Below are 20,309 nucleotides of genomic sequence, written 5' to 3'. Positions count from 1 at the left end.
TATTTTCGGATTAAAGAAAAATACTAATTAAATAACGATGAATAGAGACCTTACGGATTATAGAAAATCTTATGATAAAAAAGCGTTGGAAGAAAATGAGTTACCTAAATCTCCTTTGCAATTGTTTTCCAATTGGTTTAAAGAGGTTGAAGAAGCAGGAGGAGTAGAAGAAGCGAATGCAATGACGCTGACAACTTCTGGGTTAGATGGTTTTCCTAAGGCGAGAATAGTATTGTTAAAACATTTTGATGAAAACGGATTCGTGTTTTATACGAATTATGAGTCTGAAAAAGGAAAAGCTATTGCTAACGATAATAAGGTTTGTGTTTCTTTTTTTTGGCCTAATTTAGAACGTCAGATTATAATCAAAGGAGAAGTAAATAAAGTTTCTAAGGAAATAAGCACTGATTATTTTGAATCTCGTCCACGAGGAAGTCAATTAGGAGCTTGGGCATCTGATCAAAGTAGTATTGTTGAATCACGAGAAGTTTTAGAAGAAAAACTGGTATTATTAGAAAAACAGTATCAGAATAAAGAAATACCAAAACCTGATTTCTGGGGAGGTTTCTGTATAAAACCTATTGAATTTGAATTTTGGCAAGGTAGACCGAATAGGCTACATGACAGAATTAGGTATGCTGCTGGAAAAAATACTTGGAAAAGAGAAAGATTATCGCCTTAGATAAAAAAGATTAATCCATTATAACAAAGTTAGATCTTCTGTTCTTTCGGTATTCATCTTCTTCGCAATTCTGGCCATCAAGACAGTTATTTACAGGCCTTGTCTCTCCAAAACCTCGATAAGAAAGTATTCTGTTTTCTGAGATATCTTGATTAACCAGGTATTTGAATATAGACTCTGCTCTTTTTTGCGATAATACTAAATTATAATCTGTATCTCCACGACTATCAGAGTGTGTTTCTATTTTAATAATCATATCAGGATATTTCGCTTTCATTAATGATACGACTTTATCAAGCTCTACGATCGCTCTTTCTGTAATATCCCATTTGTCAAACTCAAAATAAATTTCGTTTAATTTGATTAAGTCATTTAGAGTTTTGCTTAATTCTATATTAGATGTTAATCCAGATTTTGGGTCTTGCGATGTTTTAACTACATCATCATTGTTGATTCCTGTGCTTTCTGTATTTTCTGATTTATTTGATGTATTTAATTCAACAAGATTCTTATCCAGTTCTTTTGTTCTATCTACAAAATTAGTATTGGCATTAGGACAATTTAATCCACTTATATCAACAGCTAACTTAAGTTGATAATAATCTGGAAGATTACATTTATTCATGTAATTGTAACCTTTAGAATATTTCTTAGTTTCATTAAAAGAGCCATTGAATTCTGCCACAACCGGCTGATCTACAATAGTAATTTCTCCTGTTTCATTTAATAGGTCACAACTAGTATTTACTTTAATCGAATACTTAATCTCAAAAGGTTCGCTATCAATTCTTACCATTTTGTTTGGTACCGAAAAACTTAACGCCCTAGAAGCTTTATCGTATAATACTTTTATTCTTTTAGAAGGAAGGACAACCGACTCTTTTGTAAATATTACATGTTCCGGCAAAATATCTTTTATAATAGTATTTTTAGCATCATCATTACCATCATTATTAATAGTAAGACTGTAAATTATATCCTGATCAGGTGCAACCATATCATTAGGAAAGACAAAACTATTGTCCGTATAACGAGATCTTTTTATAATTTGAATAGCCGGTTCATATATTTCTACGCTAAAAGCTACTGCCATAACAGAATATCCATCATTGTCAGTAAGTAATCGAAAACTTGATTTTGTTTGATTATTGCCTATTACACTATTTCTTGGGTTTTTAATATCAAATAGATCCGCATCATATCCTAGTGTATTCTGACTAGCAGGAACTCTGGACGTAATATTCTTTCCGTTTTCAGTTATGTTAGCGTTAAAGAAATTGTTCATAGGATTGGTATTGTCTGTAATACCTTTGTACTTGTTAGTTTCATTAGACATTACCTGAAAACGATCTCCTCGTATTCCCTTGTCACCTTCATAAGATATTACCCCAATTTTTCCATGCACAGCGCCTTCCGGAATCGTTTGGAAGTTATCAAAAGAAAACTCTACAGGTTTAGCCTTAGAATCAATGTTTACAAAACCATCGTATATATAAAAACGTTTGCGAGGTTTAGATGTATCTTCATAAATAACAACCATTGTCCAACCACCTGCTAAACCATTTCCGAGAGTGGCATTATCGTTAACCTCTGATGTTGTAGCAGGAATATTTGCTACGGTATATGTTCCTGTTGGGTTATCAAGATTCATTACCTGATTCGTAATGTCTTTATAACAAGAGTATTGTTTAAACAGAGATTTAGAGTCATTGTAGTAATCATGGATTACGGTTGCATCAGTAATAGATGTATAAGATTCGTTACCTGGGTATTTAATTTTTATTGAAGTAATATCATTTTCTCGATTTTTATCCGCATACGAAGCGGTCCAATACAAGCCTACGTGTTTTATAGAAGCACAACCTGAAGTAATGTTTAGATCTGCACTACTAGAATTAAAAGTAGAAGGGTCATTATCTATATCTATAAAGCCCATTCTAAACTGATTGTTTAACCCACCGCTGTTATAACTTTTATTAGGATTAAAAACATCAGTACCATCATCATTACTTACTTTTCCTAAAATAGTATTAGAAACGAACTTAAAATCTCCTTTAATAGTAAACTCAGTTCTTTTCTCAAGGGGTACTTCAACCTGACCATATATATTAAATGAAAAATATAATATAGCAATGACAAGGCTTAAATTCACCTTTTTAATATTTATTATTTGTCTACAAATTTTCTCCACTTTTCCTTATTTAATCCCTATTGTTAACTTAAATATTGTTCTTAAATTGTGTTTAATTACTAAGGGTACTTGTTTTGATGTTAAGGGGAAACCGTAGGTAAATTTAAATTTTAACATTTGATTATGTAAGTAAAAACTACTCTTTTCGATATAAAATATAGTTTTATCGATTAAATGCATCTAATTATTTAACTCATTTTCATTGAATTAGCGGTTTTCTTCGAAATAATCTAGGATATGATGTGTATACCATTACGCTAATAAAAAATGTTTTTTGATTAAACATTTTTTATTATTAAAGAACTTTTTTTTATGATATTATACTTAGAATTGTAAATGCTTATTCTTAAACTTGCGTACATATAATTTATCTTGATTAAAATAATCCTGAAGTATGAAAACTTTATATATCATTAGACATGCTAAATCTTCTTGGGAATTTGATTTGGAAGATCATGAAAGACCACTTAATAAAAGAGGGTTAAAAGACGCAGATTTAGTTGGTAAAAAGCTAAAAACCCTTGTTAATACTATAGATAAGGTATTAAGTAGTGATGCAGAAAGGGCAAAAACTACCGCAAAAATTATTTTAGATAATCTTGATATTGATAAAAAGGTATTCAGTTTAGAGTCAAAGCTTTATGATTTTAGTGGTCATCAGGTTATAGAAGTAATTAAAAGCTGTGATAAAAACATTGATACTTTGATGATTTTCGGACATAATCATGCATTTACATCAATAGCAAATTTATATGGGAGTAAAGTAATAGATAACTTGCCAACTGCAGGAGTTGTAGGTATTCAGTTTAGTGTCGATAATTGGAAAAATATAGAAGTAGGAAAAACCGTACTATCTCTATTTCCTAAGGAATTAAGGTAAAGTTAAATGGAAGAAAATCAAGTTAATAAGTATATAAATAGAGAGTTAAGCTGGCTGCAATTTAATGCTAGAGTATTACAAGAAGCATCTGATGATAGTGTGCCATTGTTAGAAAGATTGCGGTTTATCGGTATATTTTCTAATAATTTAGATGAATTTTTTAAGGTACGATACGCCGCAATTAAGCGAATAGACCTTGCAGGTCGTGATGGTAAAAATGTTCTTAAAGGAAAAACAGCAAGTGAATTGTTGGAGCAGATTACTAAAATTGTAATTAAGCAACAGTCCGAAAGTTTAAAAACAATTAATACTATTGGAGAAAGATTAAAAGAGCACGACATTTTTATCATTAATGAAAATCAAGTAACTACTGAGCAAGATAGTTTCATACGCAGATATTTTGTAGATAAAGTTAGTCCTGCATTAGTTACTTATATATTAAATGATCTAGATAAGTTTCCACACCTTAAAGATAGTGTTGCTTATCTAGCTGTGAAATTGGTGCTAAAAGAAAGTGTGCCTAAAGAAGGGACAATATCTAAAATCTTACATCAAAAAACGAAGGAAAAAATTTACGCCTTAATCGAGATACCTAAGAATACAGAGCGTTTTGTAGTGTTGCCAGAAAAAGATGGTAAAAAATACATTATTATATTAGATGACTTGATTAGGTACTGTATGCAAATTAACTTTAGTATTTTTGACTATATCAGTGCTTCTGCACATATGATTAAAATTACTAGAGATGCACAGTTAGATTTTGATAACGATTTTAGTAAGAGTTTTATACAAAAAATTTCGAGTAGTGTAAAATCCAGAAGAGATGGAGAACCTGTAAGATTTGTATATGATAAAACCATAGATAAGGATACACTTAATTTTTTAATGGAAAAAATGGGTGTGGATAATACAGATAGTATTATTCCTGGTGGTAGATATCACAATCGCAGGGATTATGTGAATTTCCCGGACTTAGGTAAAAAAGAATTGGTATATCAGCCATTATTGCCGTTAACCATTCCAGGGTTAAGTTTACAAGGTAGTTTATTAGATAAGATTGCAAAAAAAGATTATTTACAGTATACACCCTATCACACCTTTTCTTATACGGTGAAGTTTTTGAGAGAATCAGCAATTGATCCAAAAGTAAAAACAATTAAAATAACTATCTATCGATTAGCAAGCATATCTCACATTGCGAGTTCATTAATCAATGCTGCCAAAAATGGAAAGAATGTGACCGTACAAATTGAGCTTCAAGCGCGATTTGATGAAGAGGCAAATATTGGTTATGCAGAACAAATGCAAAGAGAAGGTGTAAACCTTATTTTTGGAGTTTCTGGGTTAAAAGTTCATTGTAAAGCATGTGTAATTGAGAGAGAAGAAAAGGGAAAATTAAAGCGATACGGGTTTATAAGCACTGGAAACTTTAACGAATCTACCGCAAAAATATATACTGATTATACATTGTTTACAACAAATGAAGCAATTCTAAAGGAAGCAAATAAAGTATTTAAGTTTTTTGAAATTAATTATAAGGTAAGTAGGTATAAGCATTTGTTGGTTTCTCCACATTATACTAGAAGTTCTTTAGTAAAACTAATAGATACCGAAATACAGAATAGTAATGAAGGTAAGCCATCAGGTATTAAACTAAAATTGAATAGCCTTAGCGATTACTCAATGATCGATAAATTATACGAAGCTAGCAGAGCTGGAGTAAAGATTGATTTGATTATTCGAGGAATATGCTGTTTAATTCCAGGAATTCCTGGAATGAGTGAAAATATTAGAGCAATAAGTGTCGTAGATAAATTTTTAGAACATCCAAGACTTTTGATTTTTAAAAATGGAGGAAGCCCTAAAGTATATATATCATCTGCAGATTGGATGAGAAGAAATTTAGATAGAAGGGTAGAAATAACGTGTCCTATATATGATGATGATATTAAAGAAGAGCTGATGGATACTTTCGAAATTTGTTGGAGTGATAATGTCAAGGCTCGAAAACTTTCAGAGAATCAGGATAATGGGTATATTCGAAACGATAATGTGAAAGTGAGATCCCAGATAGCCACATATGACTATTATTTAAGAAAACTAGGAAATTAATTATTTTGTTGACTATAGAAAAATATGGAGCCATTGATATAGGCTCCAATGCAGTTAGATTACTGATCAGTAGTGTCCACGAAGAAAATGGAAAAACTACTCGGTTTAAAAAAACCAGTTTAGTTCGTGTACCTATTCGATTAGGCGCGGATGTTTTTTTGACCAATAGAATTTCTGAAGAGAATATTACCAGAATGATCGATGCTATGCAGGCATACCATCTTTTGATGAAAACGCATAAAGTAATTAGATATAAAGCTTGCGCTACATCTGCAATGCGAGAAGCAGAAAACGGAAAAGAAGTAGCCGATCTAATTAAAGAAAAAACAGGAATAAAGATCGATATTATTGATGGTACTGATGAAGCAGCAATTATAGCGATGACAGATCTTCATGATTTAATTAATTCTGATGCAACTTATCTATATGTTGATGTTGGTGGTGGTAGTACTGAGTTTACTTTATATCATAATGGTAAAACGGTTACTTCCAGGTCGTTTAAATTAGGAACAGTAAGGTTGTTAAACAATGTTGTTTCCGAAAGTACTTGGAAAGAAGTAGAAGAATGGATAGAAAATGTGACTAGAGGATATTCTAGGTTATCTTTGATCGGATCTGGAGGGAACATAAATAATATTTTTAAAAATAGTGGAAAAAGTAATGGCAAACCTCTTTCATTTTTATATCTAAGTTCTTATTATGATTTATTGAATTCGTTGTCATATGAAGAGAGAATATGGGAGTTAAACCTGAATCAAGATAGAGCAGATGTAATTTTACCTGCCACTAGGATATATTTATCAGCCATGAAATGGAGTGGTGCTCAGGAAATTTTTGTTCCTAAAATTGGTCTTTCTGATGGAATTATAAAATCACTTTATAGTGAAAAATTAAATGAAGACTAGTATTTCATCGTCTTTTTGATCTGTTCATCAATATTTACAAGAAAAATTTCACCTATTAAAATTGAAAGATTTAAAAAAATCATTTTTTTGTCTTAAATTGTTCTTGTAACCAAATATTATTAAATTCTTATGCTATGAATAAAATTTTACTTTTTACTTTTTTAATCGCAATTATTACCGTTAATGCTCAGGAATCTAGATATGGAATTAGGATAGGAGCAAATTTAAGTTCTATAAGTTCTGATGATATTACAGGGGATTTGGATGAGAGTAGAATAGGTGTTGTGGTAGGTTTCTTTGCGGACTATAGGTTAACGGATAAGTTAAGGTTACAACCTGAATTTCAGTATTCTGGACAAGGAAATAAGGATAGAGACTTACGAGTTAATTACCTTCAATTACCAGTAATGTTTAAATATAATATCACTGATCTTTTTAATGTTCAATTAGGGCCACAAGTTGGACTTAAGATATGGGAATGGGAAGATAACCAATCCGGTGATACTGATTTTGGTACGTTTGATTTTGCTGGAGTAATTGGAATTGGAGCTAATATTACGGATAACTTTTTTGTAGATCTTCGTTATGCTTTAGGGTTTTCTAATGTTTTTGATGATGGAGCTGGTGTGAATATAGATGGTACAAACCGCAATATTCAATTATCTGTTGGTTATAGATTATAACTACTATTTCTTAAAATTCCTTCTGATAGTCAAAAAAGCTTTTTTTTAAAATTAATTTTTCTTGATTTGATTCGATTAGGAGGTCTTTTTTAAGTTTATTAATTATTTTATTTATAGTCACTCTTGTTACTCTAATATAATTAGAAATTTCCTCTTGATTGAGCGGCATATCAATAATAATATTTTCTTCGTTATCGGATATTGATTCAAACTTTTCTTTGAATTCCAATAGGACATTTATTAATCGTTGTTCTGCACTATTATCGCATAATGTTCGTATTCTTTGTTCTAAATGGTAATATTGGTTTCCTAAAACTGCTAGTATATCTTTATACTTGGAATGATTTTCTGTTATAAATTTTTTTACATACTGAACATCAAATTCATATAATATCGTTCCCTCATTAAGTGATTCACAGAAATAATTGATATAAGAATTTTCTATGATGGGGTTCGAACCGAAAACTTGTCCTTTACTTAGTACGAATAAGATTATTTCGTCTCCTTTTTCTGTAAGACTACTAACTTTTACTACTCCATTTTTAATAATATAGAATTTGTTACATATACATTCTGGATTGGTTATAATTTCTTTTTGAGTGTAGTGGTTCTGCTTATATTGATCAGCCTTTATGAGGCCATCTAATAAATTGATATACATTCTTTTTTTTTGATTTTTTACAGTAAATCTTTATGAAATGTTAAAATAATATCGATTTAACGTATACAATCACTTTTGATTATCATTTATACATATTTTTTTTATGGTAATTATGTCATTTGTTAATACTCATAACGATAATAAAGTAGAGTTTGTGTTAGAATGTTTATAACTAAGAAAATGATACCGTTATAATTTCGAACCTTATAAATATTAATTTTTAACTCTTAAACTCAAACCAGTTATGAAAGCAGTTAGTCTAAAACCAACTTGGACGTTTTTTATCGGAATTTTTATCTTAACCTTATCATCATCATTTTTGGTAATAGCGAAATCAACTCAAGCTAAGATTAAATACAAAGATTCTGTAGTTAGTTATTTCGGAAATGAAAATATTACCGAAAAAGACCTTCTAAAAGAAGCAAAACTTATTGATAAGGCAGATCGTCGTTTCGAATCAAAATGGAGGAATAAAGATCCAAAAGGAATTTCGGAAGAATATACGAGCACAGGTGCCGTTTTTATGAAACCAGGAGTCAAACCAAAAACCGGTAGAACCCAAATTGAAAAAGAATTTTCTCTAAGTGTAAAATCAGTAGATAGGGTTCAATTTTTTCAAGATGAATTACAGTTTTTTGGAAAAATGGATGTCGCATTTCAAAGATGTCATATGCTAGGATATTTAGATTCAAAAGAAGAGCACATTTTTGAAGGATCTTATGTGATTCTATGGAAAAAAGAAAAAGGTCAATGGCTTATAGAGTATGATATGTTTAATTCTGATAAATAGAATATCACACTTTTCTTAAAAACACTCTTAAAAACTCAATAATTAATAAGAACATAGTATTCAATGGAGTAGTATGTCTTAATGTGGTCAAACTTGTATGTCCTGTTTGCTACTGATAACTATTAAAAAATGAAAAACAATAATAAAGAAATTATATCTGCTGTAGAAAAATATGGTACACCTACATATTTTTATGACGGAGAACAGTTGATTACCAACTATCAAAATTTAGTTGATGCTTTGCCTCCTTGTGTGGATGTATTTTATGCGCTTAAAGTAAATCCAAATGTTTCTCTGGTAAAATTGCTAAGAGAGCAAGGAGCTTGCACCGAAGTATGTTCTATTACAGAAATGGAGATTGCTCTTAAAGCAGGAACGGCTACACAGGATATTATATATTTAGGCCCTTGTAAAAAAGATGATGAGCTTAAAAAAGCTATTGCATTAAACATATTTGCTATAGTAATAGAATCTGAAATAGAATTAGAAAGAGTATCTTCTTTTGCAAGAGAATTAGGAGTTACTGCTAATGTGGCTATTCGTATTAATCCAGACTTTTCTGCAGAAGGATCACCTTGGAAAATGGGAGGTAGACCAACTCATTTTGGAATAGAAGAGCAGCAAGCCATTCGAAATTTTGAAATTTATTTAAAGACCCCTAATGTAAATGTTAGAGGAATCCACGTGTATAACGGAACAAACATTCTAGAAGCTAAATCAGTATATGAAAACACTAAATATATTTTAGAATTATATGAAAAGATTGTTCAAAAAAACAATTGCGAATTCACTATGATTGATGTAGGAGGAGGAATGGGAATTCCATATTTTAATAATCAAGAAGAACTAGATCTTAAGGAATTCCGAAATCTGATGGTTCCATTATTTGATAATTTTAATAAAAAATTCCCCAAGACTAGAATTATAATGGAATCTGGAAGATTTATAATTGGTACCGCAGGCGCTATGGCTGTTAAAGTGAATAACATGAAATTTAATCATGGAAAAACTTTTGTAGTAACCGATGGTGGAACCAATTGTCATTCTGCGGCGGCTGGTTCAGGAAGAGTTGTAAAAAGAAATTTTCCAATGAAAAATATATCAAATTCCGATGATAATGTTGTGGATAAATATCAAGTTTCGGGACCATTATGTAGCCCGGATGATATTATAGGGCGCAATATTATACTTAATAAAGTAAATGTATCTGATATTTTGTTAGTTGAGTTGTCAGGAGCTTATGGTCCTACATCTTCTCCAGGGCTTTTTCATAGCCATGGGTTTCCTGCTGAGATATTATTATATCGAGGAGAAACCTATCTTATTAGAGGCAGTGATACAACAGAAGATATTGTAAATAAGCAAATACTAGTAAATTTTAAACAAGAAGAACTAATCTTAAGTTAATGGATACGATAATGGATACTGATAAAATTTTAGATATAATAAAAGATGGTTTACTAGATAGTATTCCGAATATAACCAAAGAAGATATCTTAATAGAATCTCATCTTAAAAATGATTTAGGGATTGATTCACTCTCATCTATGTTTTTTCTAACATATTTAGAAGATAATATTAATGGTTTCGAGGTAAATCCTGATAACATAGAAGCCAAACATTTCAATACGTTACAGACAATTTACGAATACGTGCTTACCGAGATGAACACAAACGTTTCCGTTTTATAACGTATAAGATTTCCATTCTAACTATTATAAAGAGACTCTTAGTCTCCTTAATTCAAGTGCTTATTGATATTCCAGTTGTTTTCTGAATATCAATAAGCCACTTGTTAATTCAACTCATAAATATTTTATAATGATACCAAAAATTCAAAATTTCTTGGAAGAATCTGTATGCCTATATCCTAACGAAATAGCTGTCGTATTCGGAGAAGAAAGATGTACATTTTCTGATATAAATAAACAATCAGATTCACTTGCCAAATATTTTCAAAGTATTGGTGTTGATAGAGGCGATCGTATTGTACTTCAATTAGGAAATGCCTTAGAAACCGTTATCTCCTTCTGGGCAGTTCTAAAAATTGGAGCTATTGTCATTCCTATTGGAACTGAACTAAAACCCAATAAAATAGCATATATACTTAATGACTCTGGCGCGATAGTTTTAATTACCAATGAAGATATAGCAATTCAGAATAAAGAACTATTAAACAAGTCTAAACTTAAAAAAGTTATTATACCTAATAAATCTATAAGGCTAGAAGAAGGGTTATTTGTTGATTTCAAGACTGTATTAAATAAAACAGAAAAACAAATAGTTTCTTCTGGTCTGATAAGTATTGATTTAGCAGCTATCATATATACATCTGGTTCTACAGGTGAGCCAAAAGGAGTGATGTTAACTCATCAAAATATGATAGTCGCTACCAATTCATTAAATAGTTATTTAGGTTATAATAAAACGGATAAAATCTTATGCGCTTTGCCTTTATCATTTGATTATGGTTTATATCAAATGATTATGAGTATTTCTGTAGGAGCTACATTAGTATTAGAAAAAGAATCCACTTGGCCCATATTTCTATTAAAAAAAATAGAAAAAGAAAGAGCAACAATACTCCCCGCAGTGCCAACAATGATTATGTTATTGTTTGAACAAAGTAAAAAACATGAATTTGATTTAACAAGTATTCGTTCTGTTACAAATACTGGAGCAGCCCTTACGGGAAGTAATATTAATATGATCAAAAACATATTTCCAAAAGCTCAAATATTTTCAATGTATGGCCTAACAGAATGTAAGAGATGTACGTATTTACCACCAGAAGATGTTGAGAATAAACCGGATAGCGTAGGTATTGCTATTCCGAATACTGAACTCTGGTTAGTGGATTCTGATGATAACAAAATAGCTACTCCAAATACAATAGGTCAATTGGTAATAAGAGGGGCAACTGTTATGCAAGGGTATTGGAATAAACCAATGAAAACATCAGAAAAACTTAGGCCAGGAAAATATCCAAGTGAGAAAGTATTGTATACAGGTGATTATTGTGCTATTGACAAAGATGGATATCTCTATTTTAAAGGTAGAATGGATCATATGATTAATTCTAGAGGCATAAAAGTAAGTCCAAAAGAAGTTGAGGATTTTATAGGAAGTATTAAAGAAGTCAACGCTGTTCTAGTAACTGGTGTTCCTCATAAGGATTATGGAGAAGCATTATTTGCCTTTATTGTTCTTAATCCAAATGAGTCAATTACAGAAAAAGAGATTGTAACACATTGCTCTTCTAATTTAGAAAATTATAAAGTACCTGAGTATATTCAGATTATAGAATCAATACCCAAAACCCCAAATGGGAAATTTAATGCAATTGTATTAAAAGAAAGGGCATTAAAAATAATAGAAGAAGCTAACAATACCATATCCATTTAGCTATGGAGTTAATTTTGGATATAGAAGGTTTTAAGATAAATGCTAAAACCTGGGGCGATAAAAGAGGTCGACCACTGCTTGCTATTCATGGATGGTTGGATAATGCGAATACATTCGATAAAATAGCTCCTTTACTTCCTGAAGATATATATATGGTAGCTATTGATTTAGCAGGTCACGGTTTTTCTGATCATCGATCACTTAATGGATGCTATTATTTATGGGATTATGCATTGGATATATTGAATATAGCAAATATTTTAAAGTGGAAGAGTTTTTCGATTCTAGCACATTCTATGGGCACAGGGATAGCCACTATAATTGCGAGTGCGATGCCAGAGCTCATTGATAAACTAATTTTTATAGATGGTTTAGGTGCTCCTTTTGTGATTAATGAAGAAGATGTAGTATCTAATTTTAGAAAATCAGTAAAGCAATTTAAAATGGCCAAGAAATCTAAGTTGTTTGGTTTTTCTTCCGTAAATACATCTCAATTTAAGACCAAGGAAGAAGCCATTCATGATAGAATGAAAAGTAATATAAGTTCCATTTCATATGAAGCATCTGCTTGTCTTGTAGAAAGATCTTTAAATCAAACACCCTATGGATACAGGTGGCGATATGATCCACGCATCCCATTACCAGAATGTTATAAAATGACGGAGACTCAAGCACAACTTTTTATTGAAAAAATATCTTGTCATATACTTATCATTTTAGGAAAAGAGGGGCTTTTCGCAAATGGAATGTTTAACGAAAGGCTTAAGAGGTTTAAAAAAGCCAATATGTATTGGGTTAAAGGAGGTCATCATTTGCATCTCGAAGAAACACATAAAGAAACCTCAACATTAATAAATCAATTTTTACAAACAGAATTTTAATTATGAAAAAGAATATATTAACGATTCTAGTATGCCTATTAATAATGCATGCTTCTAATGCTCAGGAAAAAAAAGAAGAGAATAAAACTACATTTGCAACTAAAATAATTCATAATAGTGTTGCAGGTTTTTACCCTATCTTCTTTGGAAATTTTGAAACTAATAAAAATTTTGATATTACTTTTTATACTATTTTTTGGACAAATCCGTCTTTTGGAAATTTACCATCTGGAAGTGACTTATTATTAGAAACTTCGGTTGGATTAGGTTTTAAGTTATTTGATAAATCTTTATATGTAAATCCATCTTTTGGTTTTACTAGTGGTAAGTTTTCATCTAATAGTACAGGAACTAAAATAGGAGAGGGTATTGTACCTAGTTTATATGTAAACTATCAAAAAGGTTTGATTGATTTTGAAGGATATATATCTTATTATAAATCAATACGAGAAGATGATGGTATTTTGACTAAAGATTATCTTTTAAATTGGATGGCTCCGGGAATAAGTGTAAGTAAGCGCGTAGTCTTAGGAGTTTTTTATGAATCATTTGGAGTAACACGACAAGAAGAAGGGGATCCTTTATTAGTATATCAGTGGTTAGGAGGGTCGATTAAACTAAAATTTGATAAAGGAATTGCTTTTAGAATATCAGCAGGAGCAACCTTAAATACGGATGCAGGAACCTCTGATGAGTTTTATAAAGTTTCTGCATTTATACCGTTATAAATTATATAGAAATAAACGTAAAGCGAGTGTGAAAAACAAGTTATACTCGCTTTATACTATCCGTGAATAGTTTCTTTTTTACTAAGAGATTTCATGATGTCTGCTTCATATACAAGCAAATCTTGCCATTTCTTATCGACCTCTGTTCTTTCTCCATATTGGCGTGCAAAGTTTAGAAACATGGTATAATGATTCGCCTCGCTTACCATTAGATCTTTATAAAACTTTGCTAATTCTTGATTGTTTAATTCTTCAGATAGTAGTTTGAAACGTTCACAACTTCTGGCTTCAATCAAAGCTGCATATAATAAACGATGCACTAATTGTGTTGTTCTACTGCCACCTTTTGGGAAAAAAGTAATTAATTGAATAACGTATTCATCTTTGCGATCTCTGCCAAGAGTCCATCCTCTTTCTATAATCTTATCATGAACCATTTTAAAATGGCTGATTTCCTCTTTAACTAGTTTAGTCATCTCCTGAACCAATTCTGTATACTCTGGAAAACTAACGATTAAAGATATGGCGGTCGATGTTGCCTTTTGCTCGCAATATGCGTGATCCGTAAGGATTTCTTCAATATTTTTTTCTACAATATTGACCCATCTTGGATCTGTTGGAAGTTTTAAACCTAACATCATCTTTTTTCGTTTATGGAAAACAAAATTAACGTTTTGTAGTTTCCTAAACTAATTAGGTATGTGAAAAATAGTAACTGTAGAAAAGGAAATAGTATTATATATCCAAATCAAAATCAGAACGTAGTTTGTCAATTAGCGGATTTTTTTCTCTTAGTTTATCATATTTATCCTGCGGGGTGAAGGCGTATTTTTTAGATGCTTCTTCATTTACCTTTATGTCAAGAGCAATACTATAATTATTTAGTTTTTTATATAAAAACTGAAACAATCCAGGAAGTGCACTTTCCATATCTATTTTCATAGATTGGTTAGGGAGCTCTAAATGAATTTTACCTTCCGTAAGGGTTGGAATATTCATCGCAAACATTGATCCTACAATTCGTTCCCCTTTTTTATCTTGCATTTTTCCGTATTCCTCCCAGAAGGTTTGCATTTCTGATTCTGTGAATTCATCGCTAGGTAGATTTTTGGGATCAACAATGGTGTCTACCTTTTTCTCTTCGTGTTCTTTTTTCTTTCTAATGCTACTAAGAGATAAACCAGAAGTTCTACGTTCTCTTTTTTGTACTATAGGCTTATTTTCTTCGGTAGCACTTATGGTTGCCGTTTGCGCGGAATTATCAGCAGATGATAAAGGTTCTTCGGTTGCACTATCTACTATCTTGTTGGGTACCGAAGAAGGTATTTCAGAAGTTTCTTTAGATGTAACATCTTCAGATTTATCATTAGCTAGTTTTTCTTCAGCTTTCTCTTTAAGTTCTGGAGCTATTTTAACTGGTTGTATTCCTTTTTCCTTAAAATAATTAGGTGGAATTATGTAGGGTTGGTCATTTTTTTTTTCTCCGTCTTTAGTAAGAACAGAGGCAAGTTGCATTAAACATAGTTCAACCAAGAGTCTTTGGTTGCGACTAGTTTTGTATTTGAGATCACAATCGTTAGCGAGTTCAATTCCTTTAATCAGAAATGGATGGGGCGATTTTTGTGATTGTTCTAGATACTTTGCTTTCGTTTGTTCGCCGACCTCTAGAAGACTAATAGTTGCTTGATTTTTGCAAACTAATAAATCCCTAAAATGGGATGCTAATCCAGCAATGAAGTGATGACCGTCGAATCCTTGAGCAAGAATTTCATTAAATTCTAATAGTAATTGAGGAATATTATTTTCTAGTATAAGATCTGTAGTTTTAAAATAGGTTTCGTAATCTAAAACATTGAGATTTTCGGTAACTGCTTGTCGGGTAAGGTTTTTTCCGCTAAAACTTACAACTCTATCAAAAATAGATAAAGCATCACGCATAGCACCATCTGCTTTTTGAGCGATAATTTGTAAAGCATCTTCATCTGCAATTATTCCTTCTTGCTCAGCTACTTGCATCAGATGTTTTTTTGCATCAGTAACAGTAATTCTTTTAAAATCAAAAATCTGACAACGTGATAATATCGTTGGTATGATTTTATGTTTCTCTGTAGTAGCAAGAATAAAAATAGCGTGTTTTGGTGGCTCTTCTAATGTTTTTAGAAACGCATTAAACGCTGCTTGAGATAGCATATGTACCTCATCTATAATATATACTTTGTATTTCCCAACTTGAGGAGGAATACGGACCTGATCAATGAGGCTTCTAATATCATCTACAGAGTTGTTAGAAGCTGCATCTAGTTCAAATATATTAAAAGCAAAATCTTCGTCTGGATTTTCGTGACCTTCTTGGTTAATAGTTTTAGCCAAAATTCTCGCACAAGATGTTTTACCAACTCCTCGAGGACCTGTAAATAATAAGGCTTGGGCGAGATGGTTATTTTCTATAGCATTAAGCAGCGTATTGGTAATAGCTTGTTGACCCACAACATCCTTAAATGTTTGGGGTCTATATTTACGCGCAGATACTATAAAATGTTCCATCGATACAAAGTTAAAAATTGCTTGCAAATAAAGAATTATTGGATTTGGTTTTTATCTCGAGTTATTAACAGATAAAAAAAACCTGAATTATGAATTCAGATTTTCTAATTATTCTATTTTTGCAGCAAGCAGATCACCTTATCGCTGTTCGCTTTACGCGGAGAGAGGAAAGTCCGGACACCGTAGTGCAGCATAGCGGGTAACGCCCGTCCGTCGTGAGATGAGGACAAGTGCAGCAGAAAGTATGTACAGGTAATGCTGTAGTGAAACCAGGTAAACTCTATGCGGTGCAACGTCATGTAAACCAACGCTTAAGAGTTGCGCGCTCAATGTTGGAGGGTAGGCGGTTTGATATTGATAGTAATGTTAATACTAGATAAATGATAAGGAGTCCGTCTTAGATGGATTACAGAATCCGGCTTATGATCTGCTTTTTTTATTTTTTACAAAAATCAAATAACTTTTTTACAAATCCTTTAACAAGGAGCAATACTAATTTTCTTGTACATTGTGCGATGAAAAGAAAATTGTATTTATGAATATTGCTATTGTTTGTTATCCAACTTTTGGAGGTAGTGGAGTAGTGGCCACGGAATTGGGAATTGCCCTCGCTAAATTAAACCATCAGGTACATTTTGTTACTTATAAGCAACCAGTACGTCTTGGATTACTGAATCCTAATATACATTTTCACGAAGTTACTGTACCCGAGTACCCACTCTTTCAGTATCAACCATATGAATTGGCTTTATCTAGCAAACTAGTAAATACGATAAAGAAGTATGATATCGAGTTATTGCATGTGCATTATGCAATACCACACGCGTATGCAGGCTATATGGCAAAAAAAATGTTAGAAGAAGAAGGGATACATATTCCAATGGTAACTACTTTACATGGTACAGATATTACTTTGGTTGGTAATCATCCGTTTTATAAGCCTGCAGTTACTTTTAGTATAAATAATAGTGATATTGTTACATCTGTTTCACAAAGTCTAAAGGATGATACGTTACGACTTTTTGATATTAAGAAAAATATAGAAGTAGTTCCTAATTTTATTGATGCCAGTCTTCGTAAAACTAATTTTACAGATTGTCAGAGAGAATTAATGGCAACTTCAGAAGAAAGAATAGTTACTCATATTAGTAATTTTAGACCGGTAAAGAGAATTATGGATATTGTAGATATATTTTATAATATTCAGAAAGAGCTTCCTGCTAAGTTATTGATGGTCGGTGATGGACCGGAACGTGAACCTGCAGAAAAAAAATGTAAAGAATTAGGAATTAAAGATAAAGTCATCTTTTTAGGTAATAGTAATGAGATTGATAAAATATTATGTTTCTCCGATTTATTCCTGTTACCATCAGAACGAGAAAGTTTTGGACTAGCGGCTCTGGAGGCTATGGTGAATAAAGTACCTGTAATATCTAGTAACGCAGGTGGTATTCCAGAAGTTAACGTTGAAGGAGTTTCGGGTTATTTAAGTGATGTTGGCAACGTAAAAGAAATGTCTGAAAATGCAATCCGAATTCTTCAAGATGACGACACTCTAAATACCTTTAAAGAAGGAGCATTTAGTCAAGCATTGAGGTTTGATATAGATAATATTGTTCCTATGTATGTGGAGCTGTATGAGAGTGCATTAGCGACAGTATAAAAATAAAGCACCATTGTGTTTTAATCAATAGTGCTTTACAACTAAACATAAATCAAATCAATTGATCTACAAGGGTAATTAAAAGGTATATCTTGCTGCGATACCAACATTTACTCCGAAATTATCGACATCGTTAAATCCTGTTGAGTTTTCTATATTATGAATATCATAGGTAGGACGAATGCTAAAGGCTACCTGTAACGGGAAATCAAAACGATAATCTGCTCCAAAATCTGCTCCTACATATGGAAAGAATTCACTATCTCTATTGTTAGATATTCCTATACCAAAGAGGCTGGTTTTAAAATCAATATATCCAGCACCAATTCCTGGGCCTGCAAACCAATTTAAGTTATCCCAAATATTATAGCTCCAGTGAAAATAACCACCTCCGCGATAGGTGTTGATAAATGAATTGGTTCTCCAACTTAGGTTAACATCAATTCGGTTATGTTCTCCGAACATTTGTCGTTGATATGTGATTTCTGGACCAAATCCTTCGTCACCTACTACACCTTCGGATATTCTGATGCCAATGGCACTTTTAGGGATATCCTGAGCTAGTAAGTTAATACTTGTTGCGATTAGGAGTACTCCAAAAAATAATTTCTTCATGATTATAAGGTTTTTTTAATTTACCTTTTTGTGTCATTTAGAATTAATAGGTTAACATATAAACCATTTTTTTTTATAAAAAGAAAACCCTGAACAATCAAGTTCAGGGTTTTCTTAGTTTGTAATTTTATTTACGATATACTAGAACTTGTATCTAGCACTAAGACCTAGATTAAATATGATATCCTCTTCAATATAATTATCGAAATAAATTTCTGGTCTGAAATCTAACGAAATCATTAATGGGAAATCAAAATTATATTCGATACCTACGTCACCTGTTACAAAACCAAAAGTTTCCAAATCACCTCTATTATCAAGGTCATCATCGAAATTTACTAATCCACCACCGATTCCTGGGCCTACGTACCAATTAAGACCTCCATCTATATTAAATACCCATTGATACATTCCTGTAAGCTTCAAGGCACTAAATTGATTTCTTCCTTGAACTCCTAGATCCAATTCGATTCTGGTATCGGAACTTAATTTAGCTTGATAAGTAGCTTCTGCCCAAAACCCGTCACTTTCACTCAGTCGTAAACCAACTGCATGTTCTGGAATATCCTGTGCTTGTAAACTGAAAATAGAAGCTAGTAATAATGTGGAAAAGATAAAAATACGCTTCATCATTATAATGTTGTTTTTTATTGTTATCTCAATATAACGTCTGATCTAATTTTTTAATGCAATAAGATTACTTAATATTTTGTTAATTTAGTTAGCGAATTCTTAATAAAAATTAAGTGTATTCTATACTTCTTGGAGTTTCATATCGGTACTTTCGAAAATTTTATCTGCCGAGTTTGCAATAAATCCAGAGAAGAGTTGTCCGTTTTGTTGTTCGTATCGATAGGCAAATTCATAATAACAAGAAGTAATTTCCTTAATTCCTTCTATAAACTCAACCTCTACTTTGTCAGCAAGGATACTAGATTGTTCTAATAATTGAGCAGGAGTACCTTTGATTTCTCCTCCTGAAGAATTCATTACAAAACCATTATTCTTTAGAAATTCGTTTAAACTACTTAAATTTTCAAATCCTTTTAGTTTATTAACGTTCACTGTAAAATGATTAGAACAAAATCCATTAACATACATCCACGCGGCATATTCTGATTCTTCTTGTAATTCTTTGTAGATTTCATAAGAAGGTGTTTCCCAAACTCTACCTTTTAAAATGAGATCATTTTCATTGAAGATATTACTATCACAATTATCTAGTATTCCCTTTATTGTCAGTTGTAATTCCTCAGAGAAATGATGAGTTAATAGTTGACTTATAAATATTTTAGGTGCGTTTGGATTATCAATATGCTCGTAGTGCTTTGCATATAGTTTCTTGGTTTCAAAATGATATTCACCCTTTTCTTTATATCCCATTCCTATAAATGGTTTAGCAATTATCTCTATATCTGTTCTGGGATCATCAAAGGTTCTAATAGCGATATGATCATTAAAAATAGTTTCTCCTTCTCCTTCCAGAAGTGAGTTCACTTTATATGCAGATGGAGTTTTACTTACATATTGTTTCCATAGCGCTGATAAAAAAAGTGTAGAATTCATTTT

General features: G+C 31.6%; 19 protein-coding genes and 1 other RNA gene. 13 read left to right on the top strand and 7 right to left on the bottom strand.

The annotated features are described in order from the left end of the window. The first annotated feature begins 37 nt into the window (after window positions 1-37). The gene (gene pdxH, locus Q0921_RS04120; RefSeq protein WP_299253686.1) at window positions 38-682 is read left to right on the top strand and encodes a pyridoxamine 5'-phosphate oxidase; all 645 of its coding nucleotides are present in this window, start codon (window positions 38-40) and stop codon (window positions 680-682) included. A gap of 10 nt (window positions 683-692) precedes the next feature. Here pdxH and Q0921_RS04115 read toward each other — a convergent pair whose 3' ends face one another. Beyond that, window positions 693-2,834, bottom strand: a complete 2,142-nt coding sequence (locus Q0921_RS04115) for an OmpA family protein (RefSeq protein ID WP_299253683.1) — start codon at window positions 2,832-2,834, stop codon at window positions 693-695. A gap of 433 nt (window positions 2,835-3,267) precedes the next feature. Here Q0921_RS04115 and Q0921_RS04110 point away from each other — a divergent pair, with 433 nt between their 5' ends. The 4 genes from Q0921_RS04110 (at window position 3,268) to Q0921_RS04095 (ending at window position 7,453) form a co-directional block, all read left to right on the top strand. Further along, on the top strand, window positions 3,268-3,753 hold the full coding sequence (locus Q0921_RS04110) for a histidine phosphatase family protein (protein WP_299253680.1): 486 nt from the start codon (window positions 3,268-3,270) through the stop codon (window positions 3,751-3,753). A gap of 6 nt (window positions 3,754-3,759) precedes the next feature. Further along, on the top strand, window positions 3,760-5,865 hold the full coding sequence (gene ppk1 / locus Q0921_RS04105) for a polyphosphate kinase 1 (RefSeq protein WP_299253677.1): 2,106 nt from the start codon (window positions 3,760-3,762) through the stop codon (window positions 5,863-5,865). Window positions 5,866-5,870: 5 nt separating this feature from the next. Beyond that, window positions 5,871-6,770, top strand: coding sequence for an exopolyphosphatase (locus Q0921_RS04100; protein ID WP_299253674.1), 900 nt, complete (start codon window positions 5,871-5,873; stop codon window positions 6,768-6,770). 134 nt (window positions 6,771-6,904) lie between these two features. Beyond that, window positions 6,905-7,453: a porin family protein gene (locus tag Q0921_RS04095; protein ID WP_299253671.1), complete on the top strand. Its 549-nt coding sequence runs from the start codon at window positions 6,905-6,907 to the stop codon at window positions 7,451-7,453. 10 nt (window positions 7,454-7,463) lie between these two features. Here the strand turns inward: Q0921_RS04095 and Q0921_RS04090 are convergent, their stop codons facing one another. Next, entirely contained in the window at window positions 7,464-8,114 is a 651-nt protein-coding gene (locus Q0921_RS04090) for a Crp/Fnr family transcriptional regulator (RefSeq protein ID WP_299253668.1), read from the bottom strand. 244 nt (window positions 8,115-8,358) lie between these two features. On the opposite strand from Q0921_RS04090, the gene Q0921_RS04085 reads away from it, so the two are divergent. The 6 genes from Q0921_RS04085 (at window position 8,359) to Q0921_RS04060 (ending at window position 13,918) form a co-directional block, all read left to right on the top strand. Continuing rightward, the gene (locus Q0921_RS04085; RefSeq protein ID WP_299253666.1) at window positions 8,359-8,904 is read left to right on the top strand and encodes a nuclear transport factor 2 family protein; all 546 of its coding nucleotides are present in this window, start codon (window positions 8,359-8,361) and stop codon (window positions 8,902-8,904) included. Window positions 8,905-9,033: 129 nt separating this feature from the next. Further along, on the top strand, window positions 9,034-10,311 hold the full coding sequence (locus Q0921_RS04080) for an alanine racemase (protein ID WP_299253663.1): 1,278 nt from the start codon (window positions 9,034-9,036) through the stop codon (window positions 10,309-10,311). Then, window positions 10,311-10,595, top strand: a complete 285-nt coding sequence (locus Q0921_RS04075) for an acyl carrier protein (protein ID WP_299253660.1) — start codon at window positions 10,311-10,313, stop codon at window positions 10,593-10,595. Before Q0921_RS04080 ends, Q0921_RS04075 begins: the two co-directional genes overlap by 1 nt. A 130-nt stretch (window positions 10,596-10,725) precedes the next feature. Then, entirely contained in the window at window positions 10,726-12,309 is a 1,584-nt protein-coding gene (locus Q0921_RS04070; RefSeq protein WP_299253657.1) for a class I adenylate-forming enzyme family protein, read from the top strand. Between the two features lie 2 nt (window positions 12,310-12,311). After that, window positions 12,312-13,190, top strand: a complete 879-nt coding sequence (locus Q0921_RS04065) for an alpha/beta hydrolase (RefSeq protein WP_299253654.1) — start codon at window positions 12,312-12,314, stop codon at window positions 13,188-13,190. A gap of 2 nt (window positions 13,191-13,192) precedes the next feature. Next, the gene (locus Q0921_RS04060; RefSeq protein ID WP_299253650.1) at window positions 13,193-13,918 is read left to right on the top strand and encodes a DUF6733 family protein; all 726 of its coding nucleotides are present in this window, start codon (window positions 13,193-13,195) and stop codon (window positions 13,916-13,918) included. 56 nt (window positions 13,919-13,974) lie between these two features. Here the strand turns inward: Q0921_RS04060 and Q0921_RS04055 are convergent, their stop codons facing one another. Both Q0921_RS04055 and Q0921_RS04050 read right to left on the bottom strand, forming a co-directional pair. Next, window positions 13,975-14,556 carry a tRNA-(ms[2]io[6]A)-hydroxylase gene (locus Q0921_RS04055; RefSeq protein ID WP_299254745.1) on the bottom strand — a complete coding sequence of 194 codons (582 nt, stop codon included), beginning with the start codon at window positions 14,554-14,556 and terminating at the stop codon, window positions 13,975-13,977. 97 nt (window positions 14,557-14,653) lie between these two features. Continuing rightward, window positions 14,654-16,462: a DNA polymerase III subunit gamma/tau gene (locus Q0921_RS04050; protein WP_299253648.1), complete on the bottom strand. Its 1,809-nt coding sequence runs from the start codon at window positions 16,460-16,462 to the stop codon at window positions 14,654-14,656. Between the two features lie 125 nt (window positions 16,463-16,587). Here Q0921_RS04050 and rnpB point away from each other — a divergent pair. Beyond that, window positions 16,588-16,900, top strand: an RNA gene (gene rnpB / locus Q0921_RS04045) — RNase P RNA component class A. Between the two features lie 97 nt (window positions 16,901-16,997). Next, entirely contained in the window at window positions 16,998-18,125 is a 1,128-nt protein-coding gene (gene bshA, locus Q0921_RS04040; RefSeq protein WP_299253646.1) for an N-acetyl-alpha-D-glucosaminyl L-malate synthase BshA, read from the top strand. Between the two features lie 78 nt (window positions 18,126-18,203). On the opposite strand, the gene Q0921_RS04035 is transcribed toward bshA, so the two are convergent. From Q0921_RS04035 to Q0921_RS04025, 3 genes are all read right to left on the bottom strand, one after another. Then, window positions 18,204-18,740 (bottom strand): hypothetical protein, encoded by a 537-nt coding sequence (locus tag Q0921_RS04035; protein ID WP_299253643.1) that lies wholly within the window; start codon window positions 18,738-18,740, stop codon window positions 18,204-18,206. A 141-nt stretch (window positions 18,741-18,881) separates the two neighbouring features. Further along, complete coding sequence (locus Q0921_RS04030) at window positions 18,882-19,373, bottom strand: hypothetical protein (RefSeq protein WP_366519983.1); 492 nt, start codon at window positions 19,371-19,373, stop codon at window positions 18,882-18,884. A 120-nt stretch (window positions 19,374-19,493) separates the two neighbouring features. After that, the gene (locus tag Q0921_RS04025; protein WP_299253640.1) at window positions 19,494-20,306 is read right to left on the bottom strand and encodes a DUF1338 domain-containing protein; all 813 of its coding nucleotides are present in this window, start codon (window positions 20,304-20,306) and stop codon (window positions 19,494-19,496) included. Between the last annotated feature and the right edge of the window lie 3 nt (window positions 20,307-20,309).

Source organism: uncultured Aquimarina sp., from assembly GCF_947496855.1.
Taxonomy (GTDB): Bacteria; Bacteroidota; Bacteroidia; order Flavobacteriales; family Flavobacteriaceae; genus Aquimarina.
The sequence above is the reverse complement of the archived record's forward strand: the minus strand, read 5'-3'. Positions and strand labels throughout refer to the sequence as shown.

Bases quoted from the DNA above. Each gene is read 5' to 3' on its own strand.
- pdxH (WP_299253686.1), top strand. From the start codon at position 38: ATGAATAGAGACCTTACGGATTATAGAAAATCTTATGATAAAAAAGCG.
- Q0921_RS04110 (WP_299253680.1), top strand. From the start codon at position 3,268: ATGAAAACTTTATATATCATTAGACATGCTAAATCTTCTTGGGAATTT.
- ppk1 (WP_299253677.1), top strand. From the start codon at position 3,760: ATGGAAGAAAATCAAGTTAATAAGTATATAAATAGAGAGTTAAGCTGG.
- Q0921_RS04095 (WP_299253671.1), top strand. From the start codon at position 6,905: ATGAATAAAATTTTACTTTTTACTTTTTTAATCGCAATTATTACCGTT.
- Q0921_RS04090 (WP_299253668.1), bottom strand. From the start codon at position 8,114: ATGTATATCAATTTATTAGATGGCCTCATAAAGGCTGATCAATATAAG.
- Q0921_RS04085 (WP_299253666.1), top strand. From the start codon at position 8,359: ATGAAAGCAGTTAGTCTAAAACCAACTTGGACGTTTTTTATCGGAATT.
- Q0921_RS04080 (WP_299253663.1), top strand. From the start codon at position 9,034: ATGAAAAACAATAATAAAGAAATTATATCTGCTGTAGAAAAATATGGT.
- Q0921_RS04075 (WP_299253660.1), top strand. From the start codon at position 10,311: ATGGATACGATAATGGATACTGATAAAATTTTAGATATAATAAAAGAT.
- Q0921_RS04070 (WP_299253657.1), top strand. From the start codon at position 10,726: ATGATACCAAAAATTCAAAATTTCTTGGAAGAATCTGTATGCCTATAT.
- Q0921_RS04065 (WP_299253654.1), top strand. From the start codon at position 12,312: ATGGAGTTAATTTTGGATATAGAAGGTTTTAAGATAAATGCTAAAACC.
- Q0921_RS04060 (WP_299253650.1), top strand. From the start codon at position 13,193: ATGAAAAAGAATATATTAACGATTCTAGTATGCCTATTAATAATGCAT.
- Q0921_RS04055 (WP_299254745.1), bottom strand. From the start codon at position 14,556: ATGTTAGGTTTAAAACTTCCAACAGATCCAAGATGGGTCAATATTGTA.
- Q0921_RS04050 (WP_299253648.1), bottom strand. From the start codon at position 16,462: ATGGAACATTTTATAGTATCTGCGCGTAAATATAGACCCCAAACATTT.
- bshA (WP_299253646.1), top strand. From the start codon at position 16,998: ATGAATATTGCTATTGTTTGTTATCCAACTTTTGGAGGTAGTGGAGTA.
- Q0921_RS04035 (WP_299253643.1), bottom strand. From the start codon at position 18,740: ATGAAGAAATTATTTTTTGGAGTACTCCTAATCGCAACAAGTATTAAC.
- Q0921_RS04030 (WP_366519983.1), bottom strand. From the start codon at position 19,373: ATGATGAAGCGTATTTTTATCTTTTCCACATTATTACTAGCTTCTATT.
- Q0921_RS04025 (WP_299253640.1), bottom strand. From the start codon at position 20,306: ATGAATTCTACACTTTTTTTATCAGCGCTATGGAAACAATATGTAAGT.